The organism is Caballeronia sp. BCC1704 (assembly GCF_902833455.1).
In the GTDB taxonomy this organism is placed as follows: domain Bacteria; phylum Pseudomonadota; class Gammaproteobacteria; order Burkholderiales; family Burkholderiaceae; genus Caballeronia.
On sequence record NZ_CADFFT010000002.1, the window covers coordinates 276,195 to 287,981 of the forward strand.

Genomic DNA, 11,787 nt, shown 5'->3' on the forward strand with positions numbered 1-11,787 from the left:
CGCAAACACCCGCAGCCAATTCAAGGAGCGGATAGCTAACGCTATCGCGCCCGGCATGCCGCGCACGTGTCACGCTTACATCCTTATTTCCGCGCTACACTCCTCTCTTCAGTGTGACGAAGGCCGCAGTGGATCACGGGCGTCGCACGCCCGTTTCTCCCTCGCTCGCGGCCGGATTGCCGCCTTCGCCGCGCTCGCGGCAAGCGCTTCGGTCACGTCAGAACGCCATCGCGCACGCGGGAGATCCCATGTTGCTCCACCAGCTAGTCGATCGTTTCGGCCCAGCGATCGTTTTCATCAACGTCATGGGCTCCGCGCTCGGGCTGCCCGTGCCCGCCATGCCGACGATGATCATCGTCGGCGCATCCACCGCGCTCATGGCCGTGAACGGCGGAGCGTTCTGGCCGCCGCTCGCGGGCGTCCTGGCCGTCGCCGTGCTGGGCGGCGTGCTCGGCGATCTCGTCTGGTTTCAGGGCGGGCGCAAGTACGGCGACCGCACGCTCAAGACCATCTGCAAGCTGTCGCTCTCGCGCGATACCTGCGTGAAGAAGACCGAACGCTTCTTCGGACGCTGGGGCGTGCGCATTCTGCTCGTCGCGAAGTTCATCCCCGGTCTGTCGCTCGTGTCGGTGCCGCTTGCGGGCGCAATGGGCGTGCGGCTGCGCAGCTTCGTCCTGCACGACGGCGCGGGCGTCGCGTTGTGGAGCGCGGTCGGTCTCTCCGTCGGCGTGGTGTTCGCGGCGGAACTGGAAATGGTCTTCGCGATGATCTCGCGGCTCGGGCGGCAAGCGGTGATCGTGGTCGCGGTGCTGCTCGCCGTCTACGTGACGTATCGCTGGTGGCGCCGCCGCACGCTCATGGCGACGCTGGAGAAAGCGCGTATCTCGGTGGACGATCTCTACGCGCTGATGCACGGCGACCCGCTGCCCGTCATCTTCGATATCCGCTCGGCGGAAAAGCGCATGCTCGACCCGTACGTGATTCCGGGCGCGCTGTTCGCGGACGAGCGCGAGTTGCAGAAGATCATCGAGAACTACGACAAGGACCGCAAGCTCGTCATCTATTGCTCGTGCCCGAACGAAGTGTCCGCTGCATGGATGGCGAAGACGCTGCGCAACGCGGGCTTTCGCGATGTCCTTCCGCTCACGGGCGGCCTCGACGCGTGGCGACTCGCCGGCTTCGAAGTGGCGAAGCTGACTGAGTTCGGCGAAATCGTCGCGGCCACGCCGGAGGAAGCGGAGCAAATGGCCAATACGTGCTCGCTGCCGATGGTGCGAGATGCGGCGTCGCCCAACACATCGTCCGCCAACATAACGTCGGCGCCCCTGCATGAACCCGGCTTACCTCACGGAGATCACGCATGAGCACCACCCCGAACAGCGATCGCGCCACGCAGATGCCGAATGTCGTGGCGTGGAGTCCGGGCATGCCGCCGCCGGACGATTCGGGCACGCCGGCGCCTGCCGCCGCGGCCGCGCCCGAAGCGGAGAGCGCGCCGTTTTCGCCGCTGCAAACGCGGGCGCACCAGATGTTTCCGCGTCTCACCGACGACGAGATCCAGCGCATGTCCCGCTTCGGCGAGGCGGCGCGCTGGCGCGCGGGCGAGTGGATGTTCCGCACGGGCGAAGTCGGGCGCGGCATGGTGGTCATCCTGAAGGGGCTCGTGCGCGTCACGCGGCGCGATGCGCTCGGCAAGACGCATATCGTCGTCGAACACGGCGCGGGGCATTTTCTCGCGGAAGTCGCGCAGCTTTCCGGCAAGCCGTGTCTGGTCGACGGCATGGCGGCCGAAGATGTCGAAGGGTTCGTGATCCCGCCCGAACGGCTGCGCGCGCTGCTCGTCGCCGAAGCGGAACTCGGCGAGCGCATCATGCGCGCGCTGATCCTGCGGCGCGTCGGGTTGATCGAGAAGGGCAGCGGGCCCGTTCTGCTCGGACAGGCGGACGACGGCCGGCTCATCTCGCTGCAAGGCTTCTTCCGGCGCAACGGCTATCCGCACACGGTCATCGACGCGAACACGGACCCGGACGCCATCGCGCTCTTGGAGCGCATCTCCGCATCCACGGCGGATTTTCCGCTCGTCATCTGTCCGGACGGCACGGTGTTGCGCGCGCCCGATGAGAATCAGGTAGCGACGCAGCTCGGCTGGCTGCCCGAGTTCGATTCGAACCACGTCTACGATGTCGCGATCGTCGGCGCGGGGCCAGCCGGTCTGGCGACGGCCGTTTATGCGGCGTCCGAAGGATTGTCGGTGGCCGTGTTCGATTGCCGCGCGCCGGGCGGGCAGGCGGGCGCGAGCTCGCGCATCGAAAACTATCTCGGCTTTCCGACCGGCATCTCCGGTCAGGCGCTCGCGGGGCGGGCGTTCGTGCAGGCGCAGAAGTTCGGCGCGCACATCGCCATTCCGACGCGCATCAAGGCGCTGCATTGCGGCGAGTCGCCCATTCAGATCGAACTGGAAAACGGCACGCGCGTCGCCACGCAGACGGTCGTGATCGCGTCGGGTGCGGCGTACCGGCGGCCGGCCATCGAAGGGCTGGAACGTTACGAGGGGCGCGGCACGTACTACTGGGCGTCGCCGGTCGAGGCGAAGCTCTGCAAGAACGCGGACGTCGTGCTGGTGGGCGGCGGCAATTCGGCGGGGCAGGCGGCGGTGTATCTCGCATCGCACGCGCGGCGCGTCGACGTGTTGATTCGCGGCGCGAGCCTCTCGGCGAGCATGTCGCATTATCTGGTCGAGCGTATCGGCTCGTTGCCCAACGTGACGGTACGCACGCATACGCAGATCGTCTCGCTGGAAGGCGATGACCGCGTGCTCACGGCCATCAACTGCAAGACGCCGGATGGGCCGCTGAGACTCGAATCGCGGCATCTGTTCCTGTTTACCGGCGCGGACCCGAACACGGACTGGCTGCGCGATTGCAGCGTGAATACGGACGCCAAGGGCTTCGTGCTGACCGGACCCGAGGCGCACGAGGGACGCACCGAAGGCGTGATGGGACTGGAGACGAGCGTGCCGGGCGTGTTCGCCATCGGCGACGTGCGCTCCAGTTCGACCAAGCGCGTGGCGGCGGCCGTGGGCGAAGGTGCGGCGGTCGTCTCGCAGATTCACGCGTTGCTGGCGCAGCGCGAAGTGGCGAGCGTCGCGGGAACGTGAGCGCTTGGCCGGACGCGCTCAGGCTGCGGCGGGAAAGCGCAGCGTGAACTCGATCCAGCCGTCGGCCGAGCACTCCGCCGACGCGCTTCCGCCGTGCATCCGCATGATCGCCTGCACGATGGCGAGGCCGAGTCCGCTGGATTCGGTCCATTCGCTGCGCGCTGCGTCGCCACGATAGAAGCGGTCGAAAAGCCGCGCGAGTACTTCGCGCGGAATCGGCGCGCCGCGGTTTCCGACGACGATGCACGCGCCCTCGGCATCCGCGTGGCCGGACAGACGCACGACGCTGTCCGGCGTCGCATATCGCACCGCGTTCACCACGACATTGCCGATAGCGCGGCGGCACATGATCGCGTTGGCGTGCATGTCGCCGGTTGCGTCGATATCGAAGGTGATGCGGCGTTCTTCCGCGATGCCTTCGAAATACGCGGCGATGCTCTGCAATTCCTCGCGTATGTCGAGACGCTCGCGCTCGATGGCCTGCTCGCCGTGATCCGCTTGCGCGAGAAACAATATGTTCTGCGCGATGCGCGCGAGCCGCTCCAGCTCTTCGAGATTCGATTCGAGCACGCTGCGATATTCCGGCGCGCTGCGCGCGTGCGCGAGCGTCACCTGCGTCTCGCCGATCAACACGCCGATGGGCGTGCGCAGTTCGTGCGCGAGGTCCGCCGAGAATTGCAGCAGGCGCTCGTAACCGGTTTCCAGACGGTCGAGCATGGCGTTGAACGACGCGGCGAGGCCCTGCAGTTCAGTCGGCGCATGGGCCACGTCGAGACGCGCGGACAGACGGTGGGGCGTGATCTCGGCGGCCTTGTCGGCCATGAGCTTGAGCGGCCGCAGGCCGCGGCTCGTGGCCCAGTACGCCAGCAACATCGCGATGAGCGCCGCGCCGATCATGTTGACCCACACGCGAACGAGATACGTGGACAGCACGCGCGCTTCCTGCGTCATCACATGCGCCGCGATTATCTCGACCACTTCGCCACTTTCGCCGATGCGCGCCTGCGCGCCGATCCAGCGCATGCGCACGCCGTCGGCACGGGCGCCTTCGTACAGATCGTCGAGTCCGATCGCGCGGTTCACCGGCACGATATGCAGCGGCGGCAACGGCATATGGTCGGGATTGACGTTGATAAACGCCGCCGATCCCGCGCGCCGGAAGATGATCACGTCCTGCCGGTCGCCGAGCATAGTTTCGAACAGCCGGGGGCGCGCTTCGATCTCGTTGATGGTGTAGAGATCGTGCAGCAGCGAGCGAAAGTGCTCCACGCGCCCGATCAACTGATAATCGGCGCGCGTGGACAGCGCCGAGTTCGTCGCCTGATACAGCGCCACGCCGACCATGCCGACCACGATCCACGCGATCGCCGCGAACGACAGCGCGATGCGCAGCGCAAGCGAGCGCGAGCGCGGAATCAAGCGCCGGCTCAAGCGTCCTCTCCGAACGAATAGCCGATGCTGCGCACCGTGTGAATGAGCTTCGGCTCGAACGCATTGTCGATTTTCGCGCGCAGGCGTTTGACGGCGACATCGACCACGTTGGTGTCGCTGTCGAAGTTCATGTCCCACACTTCGGATGCGATGAGCGTGCGCGACAACGCTTCGCCGGGATGCTTGCAGAAGAGATGCAGCAGCGCGAATTCCTTGTTGGTCAACACGATGTCGATGCCCTTGCGCGTGACCTTGCGGCGCAAGACATCCACATGCAAATCGGCGATCAGGAAAGTATCGGACTCGCGCAGCACGCCGCGACGCAGCAGCGTGCGAATGCGCAAGACAAGCTCGGTGAAGGAAAACGGCTTGACGAGGTAATCGTCCGCGCCCAGTTCGAGTCCGTGAATGCGGTCCGTGACGTGATCGCGCGCCGTGAGAAAAATGACAGGCAAGTCACGCTTCGCGCGCAACGCGGCCATGACTTGCCATCCGTCGATGCCGGGCAGCATGACGTCCAGCACGATCAATTCGTACGGGTTGGCGAGCGCCTGATGCAGACCGTCCGTGCCGTTGCGCACGAGATCCACCTGATAGCCGGACTCGATGAGCCCTTTCTTCAGGTAATCGCCGGTCTTGCGGTCGTCTTCGATCACGAGAATGGTCATGCGCGCGCGCTTCGTTATCAGGTTGACGTGATTCTATCGAGCGTCTGCCGTTTCCCGCCGCAAATGACAAAAACGTCATGGAGACGTCATCGATCGATCAGTGCGCGGCCGTTAGCATTCGTCCATGCTCGATCATCGACCCGCGAGGCAATACGTGCAAGAACGAACACTTCGGCCGGTTCAGCCGCTCTGGTTGCGCATCACGCATTGGGTGAATGCGCTCGCCATCGTTGTAATGGTGACGAGCGGCTGGCAAATCTATAACGCGTCGCCCATCTTCAAGGCGCTCACGTTCTCGCCCGCCATCACGCTCGGCGGCTGGCTCGGCGGCGCGCTTCAGTGGCATTTCGCGGCGATGTGGCTGCTGGTCGCGAACTTCATCGTCTATCTCGCGATGAATGTGGCGACCGGCCGCCTGCGCCGTCGCATGTTTCCGTTGAGCATCAAAAGCGTGTTCAGCGATGCGTTAGCGGCGCTGCGCGGCAAGCTCGGCCACGACGATCTCACGCACTACAACGCGGTGCAGAAGTTCGCGTATCTCGCGGTGATCGTGGATATCGTCGTCATCATTCTGTCGGGGCTGGTGGTGTGGAAGTCCGTGCAGTTTCCGTGGCTGCGCACGCTGATGGGCGGCTATGACAACGCCCGCGTCGTGCATTTCTTCGGCATGAGCTTTCTGGTTGCGTTCGTCGTGCTGCATGTGGCGATGGTCGCGCTCGTGCCGCGCTCGCTCGTATTGATGATCAAAGGACGTTGACGCCATGCCGATCAACAAGAACACACTCGATGCCGAGTCCATCATCAAGGACGCAGCGAAGGAACTGAAAGCGCCCGCGCGGCGCGTGTTCGGCAAGCGCATTCTTTCGCTGGGCGGCCTCGTAATGCTGTCGGGCTGCAATATCACCGACGACAAATCCGTGAACGCGATGCTGCGCAAGATTTCCTCGCTGAACGACGATGCGCAGGCGCTGCTCTTCGATCCGAACAAGCTCGCGCCGACCTATCCCGAGTCGATGATCACGCGGCCGTTTCCGTTCAACGCGTTCTATGACATCGACCAAGTGCCTGAAGTGGATCCGTCCGAGTACAAGCTCGCAGTCGGCGGTCTTGTGAAAGGCAAGCGAGTGTGGACGCTCGACGAACTTCACGCGATGCCGCAGGAAAGCCAGATCACGCGGCATATCTGCATAGAAGGCTGGAGCGCGATCGGCAAATGGGGCGGCGTGCGCTTCGCGCATTTTCTGGCGCGCGCAGGCGCGGATACGAGCGCGAAGTATGTCGCGTTCCATTGCGCGGACAACTACTCGACGAGCATCGACATGCCGACCGCGCTGCACGCGCAGACGCTGCTCACGCTGACCTACGACGGTCAGATCTTGCCGCCGAAGTACGGATTCCCGATGAAGCTGCGCATGCCGACCAAGCTCGGCTACAAGAACCCGAAGCATATCGTCGCGATAACCGTGACCAACGAATACCCCGGCGGCTATTGGGAGAACCAGGGCTACAACTGGTTCGGCGGTTCCTGATCAGACGTTGATTCAACGCTTGTCTTTTGTTCAACCACAAGGAGATTGCATGTCCATTCGCATGAAACTCGGCGTCAGCATCGCGGCGCTCGCATTCACGGCTGGTGCTTTTGCGCAGACGCCCGCTGCCAAGCCCACGCGTATTCGCGGCGATATCGTTGCGCTGTCGGGCGATACGCTCACAGTGCATCGTCGTAGCGGCGATACGGTCAAAATCACGGTCAAAGCCGACACGCCCGTGACGGCGCTCAGGAACATCAAGCTGCAGGACATCAAGCCGGGCGAATTCGTCGGCACGGCCGCGACGACGGGCACTGATGGCAAGCTCACGGCGACCGAAGTGCTGGTGTTCCCGGAAGCGGCGCGCGGCACCGGCGAGGGACATTACGCGTGGGACCTGGGCCCGCAAAGCTCGATGACGAACGCGAATGTCGATCAGGTCGTGCAGGGCACGAGCGGACGTGATCTGAAGCTGTCGTACAAGGGCGGGTCGAGTTCGATCACGGTGCCGGAGAATGTGCCGGTGGTGACGTTCGCGCCTGCCACGCACGATGATCTGAAGCCGGGGAAGAAGGTGTTCGTCGTGGCGAGCCCGGCGGGTGGGGACTTCGCGGCGCAGCGGATCGTGGTGGAGAAGGAAGGGGTTGTGCCGCCGATGTGAGGGGGCAGGGTGGGCACACGGATGCCACGCACCCGAAAAAAAACCCGGCCAAGGCCGGGTTCAATGTTCCCGCGCCCTTTCGGGCGCGGTCACCTGCAAAACACTTCCGCTTACGCCGCGAGCAGCGAGCGCAGCACGAACGGCAGAATCCCGCCGTGCTTGTAGTAGTCCACTTCGATCGGCGTATCGATACGCAGCAGCACCGCCACGCGATCTTCCTTGCCGTCTTTGCGGTGAATCACCAGCGTCACTTCCTGCTGCGGCTTGAAGTCGTCGCCGAGGCCTTCGATGTCGTACGTCTCTTCGCCCGTGATGTTGAGCGACTGCACGCTGTCCGAGCCCTTGAACTGCAGCGGCAACACGCCCATGCCGACCAGGTTCGAACGATGGATCCGCTCGAAGCTGCGCGCCACCACGGCCTTCACGCCGAGCAGTTGCGTGCCCTTCGCCGCCCAGTCGCGCGACGAACCCGTGCCGTACTCCTCGCCCGCGAAGACGATGGTCGGCGTGCCTTCGTCGATGTACTTCATCGCGGCGTCGTAGATCGACAGCTGTTCGCCGCTCGGCTGGTGAATCGTCAGGCCGCCTTCCACGCGCGTGCCGTCCGCCTTCGGCGGGATCATCAGGTTCTTGATCCGCACGTTCGCGAACGTGCCGCGCATCATTACGTCGTGATTGCCGCGGCGCGAGCCGTAGCTGTTGAAGTCGGCCTTCTGCACGCCGTTGGCCTTCAGCCACACGCCCGCCGGCGACGTTTCCTTGATCGAACCCGCCGGGCTGATGTGGTCGGTCGTCACCGAATCGCCGAAGATGCCGAGCGCGCGCGCTTTCGTCACCGCGGGAATCGAATCGGCCGGCTTCATCGAGAAGTCATTGCCGAAGAAGGGCGGCTCCGCGATGTACGTCGACTTCGGCCAGTCATAGACCTGACCGGTTTCGCCCGCAATCTTGCTCCACAGATCACCTTCCTTCGTGAGCTGCGAGTAGTTCTGGCGGAACGTATCCGCGTCGAGTGCGAACTTGAGCAGCGCGTGCACTTCTTCGCTCGTCGGCCAGATATCGCCCAGGAACACGTCGCGGCCATCTTTGCCTTGGCCGACCGGCTCGGTCATCAGGTCGCGCGTGATGTTGCCGGCGATCGCATAGGCGACGACCAGCGGCGGCGATGCCAGGAAGTTCGCGCGGATGTTCGGGTGAATGCGCGCCTCGAAGTTGCGATTGCCCGACAGCACGGCCGCCGCGACGATATCGTTCTTCACGATCGCGTCGTTCAGTTCCGGCGTCAGGTCGCCCGCGTTGCCGATACACGTCGTGCAGCCGTAAGCGGCCAGCGTGAAGCCCAGCTGGTCGAGATACGGCAGCAGGTTCGTCTTCGTCAGATAGTCGGTGACGATGCGCGATCCCGGCGCGAGCGACGTCTTGATGTGCGGCGCCACCGTCAGGCCGGCTTCGACCGCCTTCTTTGCGAGCAGGCCAGCGGCGAGCAGCACGCTCGGGTTCGACGTGTTCGTGCACGAGGTGATGGCCGCGATCAGCACGTCGCCGTTCTTCACTTCGATGCCGTCTGCCGTCTTGTACGTGGCTTGCAGGTCTTCCGGCTTCTTCGCAAAGCCGTTTTCGCCGACCGGCTTCGAGAACAGGTCTGTGAACGTGCTCTTCACATTGCCGATCTCGATGCGGTCTTGCGGACGCTTCGGGCCTGCGAGCGACGGCGCGACGGTCGACAGATCGAGCGTCAGCGTCTTCGTGTATTCGATGTCGCCGGCCTTCGGCACGCCCCAGAGGTTCTGCGCCTTGAAGTAGTTTTCGAACGCCGAGATTTCTTCGTCGGTGCGACCCGTGCCGCGGAAGTAGTCGATGGTCTTCTCATCGACCGGGAAGAAGCCCATGGTCGCGCCGTATTCCGGCGCCATGTTGCCGATGGTCGCGCGGTCCGGCACTGCGATCGACGCCGTGCCTTCGCCGAAGAACTCGACGAACTTGCCGACGACCTTTTCCTTGCGCAGCATCTCGGTGATGGTCAGCACGAGGTCGGTGGCCGTGCAGCCCTCGCGCAGCTTGCCCTTCAGCTCGACGCCGACCACGTCCGGCGTCAGGAAGTACACCGGCTGACCGAGCATGCCCGCTTCCGCTTCAATGCCGCCCACGCCCCAGCCCACGACGCCGATGCCGTTGATCATCGTCGTGTGGCTGTCGGTGCCGACGAGCGTGTCCGGGTAATAGACGCCGTCCTTCTTGTGGACGCCGCGCGCGAGGTATTCGAGGTTCACCTGGTGCACGATGCCGACGCCCGGCGGCACGACCTTGAACGTGTCGAACGCCTGCATGCCCCACTTCATGAACTGGTAGCGCTCGTTGTTGCGCTGGAATTCCAGCTTCATGTTCAGGTCGAGCGCGTTCGGCTCGCGGAAGTGGTCGATCTGCACCGAGTGATCGACAACGAGATCCACCGGCACCAGCGGCTCGATCGCCTTCGGGTCCTTACCCGTGCGCTTCGCCACGCCGCGCATCGCGGCGATGTCGGCGAGCAGCGGCACGCCGGTGAAGTCCTGCAGCACCACGCGCGCGACGACGAACGGGATTTCATCGACGCGGGCCGCGTTCGGCTTCCAGTTCGCGAGCTGCTTGATGTGCTCCTCGCTGATCTTCTTTTCGTCGTAGTTGCGCAGCACGGATTCGAGCACGAGACGAATCGAAACCGGCAGGCGCTGAATGTCGACGTTCAGTGCTTTTCCGAGTTGCGGCAGCGAGTAGTACTTGCCTTTGCCGGAGCCGCTGTCGAATTCCTTGAGCGTGTTGTGGAGATTGTGGGCCATGGTTATTTTCCTAGGGCTAAACGAGGAAATAGCTTCGATGCAACGTTTCTGTATGACCGAGTCGATCGACTAAATCACGTACAGATCGACGTATTCATTGACCGGCATTGCTTCCAGCTTTGCCTGGTCCAGCGATACCGCGAGGATCGCCTGTTGTTGCCTGGTGGGAAAGCGCCGCGCGAGGTTCGTCTTGAACTTCTCGACGAGCAGCGGAATACCGTCCGCGCGGCGGCGCTTGTGTCCGATCGGATAGTCGACCGCGATTTCATCGAGCTTCGTGCCGTCGTTGAACTCGACAGTCAGCGCGTTCGCGATCGAACGTTTGTCCGGATCGAAATAATCCTTCGTGAATTGCGGGTCTTCCACGCATTCCATCTTCGCGCGCAATGTGTCGATGCGCGGGTCTTTCGCGACGACGTCTTCGTAATCGGCAGCGGTCAGACGGCCGAAAATCAGCGGCACGGCGATCATGTACTGAATGCAGTGATCGCGGTCAGCCGGATTATCGAGCGGGCCTTTCTTGTCGATGATGCGAATCGCCGCTTCGTGGGTCCGAATGGTGATCTTCGCGATGTCTTCGACGCCTTTGCCGACTTCCTTCAGCTTGTCGTGCAGCGTCATGGCCGCCTCCACCGCCGTTTGCGAATGGAATTCGGCCGGAAACGAAATCTTGAAGAGCACGTTCTCCATCACATACGAGCCATACGGACGCTGGAACTTGAACTCGTTGCCCTTGAAGAGGACATCGTAGAAGCCCCACGTCTTGGCGGTCAGCACGGACGGATAGCCCATTTCGCCGGTCTTCGCGATCAACGCGAGACGCACGGCGCGCGAAGTCGCGTCGCCCGCCGCCCACGACTTGCGCGAGCCGGTATTCGGCGCATGACGGTACGTGCGCAGCGAGTGCCCGTCCACGAAGGCGAGCGATACCGCGTTGATCAGTTCTTCGCGCGACAGGCCGATCATCTGCCCGACCACCGCCGTCGATGCGACCTTGACGAGCAGCACGTGATCGAGCCCGACCTTGTTGAACGAGTTTTCGAGCGCGATGCAGCCTTGAATCTCGTGCGCCTTGACCATCGCGATCAGGACGTCTTTCATCGTGAGCGGCTGCTTGCCGGTCGCGACGGCGTTGCGCGAGAGCCAGTCCGCGGTGGCGAGAATGCCGCCGAGGTTGTCCGACGGATGGCCCCATTCGGCGGCGAGCCACGTGTCGTTGAAGTCGAGCCAGCGGATCATCGCGCCGATGTTGAACGCGGCCTGAACCGGATCGAGCTGGAATTGGGTGCCCGGCACCTTCGCGCCGTTGGGGACGATCGTGCCGGGCACGATCGGTCCCATCAGCTTGGTGCAGGCGGGGTACGAGAGGGCTTCGAGTCCGCAACCGAGTGTGTCGATCAGGCAATTGCGCGCGGTTTCCAGCGCAAGGGCGCTGTCGACGTCGTAATCGAGAACGTAGTCGACTATGTCGACGAGTACCTTGTCCGGTTCGGGCCGGACATTGGAGATCGGTGCGGACATCGAG

9 protein-coding genes are annotated in these 11,787 nt (G+C 63.7%); 5 read left to right on the top strand and 4 right to left on the bottom strand.

Annotated features, from left to right (window positions below):
* The first annotated feature begins 248 nt into the window (after nucleotides 1-248).
* The gene (locus tag HWX53_RS11050) at nucleotides 249-1,364 is read left to right on the top strand and encodes a DedA family protein/thiosulfate sulfurtransferase GlpE (protein ID WP_175940892.1); all 1,116 of its coding nucleotides are present in this window, start codon (nucleotides 249-251) and stop codon (nucleotides 1,362-1,364) included.
* Nucleotides 1,361-3,157, top strand: a complete 1,797-nt coding sequence (locus tag HWX53_RS11055; RefSeq protein ID WP_175940893.1) for an FAD-dependent oxidoreductase — start codon at nucleotides 1,361-1,363, stop codon at nucleotides 3,155-3,157. The genes HWX53_RS11050 and HWX53_RS11055 overlap by 4 nt, the downstream gene beginning before the upstream one ends.
* Before the next feature lie 18 nt (nucleotides 3,158-3,175).
* Here HWX53_RS11055 and HWX53_RS11060 read toward each other — a convergent pair whose 3' ends face one another.
* Together HWX53_RS11060 and HWX53_RS11065 are read right to left on the bottom strand one after the other, a co-directional pair.
* Nucleotides 3,176-4,576, bottom strand: a complete 1,401-nt coding sequence (locus HWX53_RS11060; RefSeq protein WP_175942342.1) for a heavy metal sensor histidine kinase — start codon at nucleotides 4,574-4,576, stop codon at nucleotides 3,176-3,178.
* An 8-nt stretch (nucleotides 4,577-4,584) separates the two neighbouring features.
* Nucleotides 4,585-5,256, bottom strand: coding sequence for a heavy metal response regulator transcription factor (locus HWX53_RS11065; RefSeq protein WP_175940894.1), 672 nt, complete (start codon nucleotides 5,254-5,256; stop codon nucleotides 4,585-4,587).
* A 124-nt stretch (nucleotides 5,257-5,380) separates the two neighbouring features.
* Here HWX53_RS11065 and HWX53_RS11070 point away from each other — a divergent pair, with 124 nt between their 5' ends.
* The 3 genes from HWX53_RS11070 to HWX53_RS11080 are packed head-to-tail and all read left to right on the top strand — an operon-like array spanning nucleotide 5,381 to nucleotide 7,446.
* Nucleotides 5,381-6,013 (top strand): cytochrome b/b6 domain-containing protein, encoded by a 633-nt coding sequence (locus tag HWX53_RS11070; RefSeq protein WP_175940895.1) that lies wholly within the window; start codon nucleotides 5,381-5,383, stop codon nucleotides 6,011-6,013.
* 4 nt (nucleotides 6,014-6,017) lie between these two features.
* Nucleotides 6,018-6,785, top strand: coding sequence for a molybdopterin-dependent oxidoreductase (locus tag HWX53_RS11075; protein WP_175940896.1), 768 nt, complete (start codon nucleotides 6,018-6,020; stop codon nucleotides 6,783-6,785).
* A 49-nt stretch (nucleotides 6,786-6,834) separates the two neighbouring features.
* The gene (locus HWX53_RS11080; protein WP_175940897.1) at nucleotides 6,835-7,446 is read left to right on the top strand and encodes a DUF5666 domain-containing protein; all 612 of its coding nucleotides are present in this window, start codon (nucleotides 6,835-6,837) and stop codon (nucleotides 7,444-7,446) included.
* A gap of 110 nt (nucleotides 7,447-7,556) precedes the next feature.
* Here HWX53_RS11080 and acnA read toward each other — a convergent pair whose 3' ends face one another.
* Complete coding sequence (gene acnA / locus HWX53_RS11085; protein WP_175940898.1) at nucleotides 7,557-10,262, bottom strand: aconitate hydratase AcnA; 2,706 nt, start codon at nucleotides 10,260-10,262, stop codon at nucleotides 7,557-7,559.
* A gap of 69 nt (nucleotides 10,263-10,331) precedes the next feature.
* On the bottom strand, nucleotides 10,332-11,783 hold the full coding sequence (locus HWX53_RS11090; RefSeq protein ID WP_175940899.1) for a bifunctional 2-methylcitrate dehydratase/aconitate hydratase: 1,452 nt from the start codon (nucleotides 11,781-11,783) through the stop codon (nucleotides 10,332-10,334).
* Nucleotides 11,784-11,787 lie beyond the last annotated feature (4 nt).

Bases quoted from the DNA above. Each gene is read 5' to 3' on its own strand.
- HWX53_RS11050 (WP_175940892.1), top strand. From the start codon at position 249: ATGTTGCTCCACCAGCTAGTCGATCGTTTCGGCCCAGCGATCGTTTTC.
- HWX53_RS11055 (WP_175940893.1), top strand. From the start codon at position 1,361: ATGAGCACCACCCCGAACAGCGATCGCGCCACGCAGATGCCGAATGTC.
- HWX53_RS11065 (WP_175940894.1), bottom strand. From the start codon at position 5,256: ATGACCATTCTCGTGATCGAAGACGACCGCAAGACCGGCGATTACCTG.
- HWX53_RS11070 (WP_175940895.1), top strand. From the start codon at position 5,381: ATGCTCGATCATCGACCCGCGAGGCAATACGTGCAAGAACGAACACTT.
- HWX53_RS11075 (WP_175940896.1), top strand. From the start codon at position 6,018: ATGCCGATCAACAAGAACACACTCGATGCCGAGTCCATCATCAAGGAC.
- HWX53_RS11080 (WP_175940897.1), top strand. From the start codon at position 6,835: ATGTCCATTCGCATGAAACTCGGCGTCAGCATCGCGGCGCTCGCATTC.
- acnA (WP_175940898.1), bottom strand. From the start codon at position 10,262: ATGGCCCACAATCTCCACAACACGCTCAAGGAATTCGACAGCGGCTCC.
- HWX53_RS11090 (WP_175940899.1), bottom strand. From the start codon at position 11,783: ATGTCCGCACCGATCTCCAATGTCCGGCCCGAACCGGACAAGGTACTC.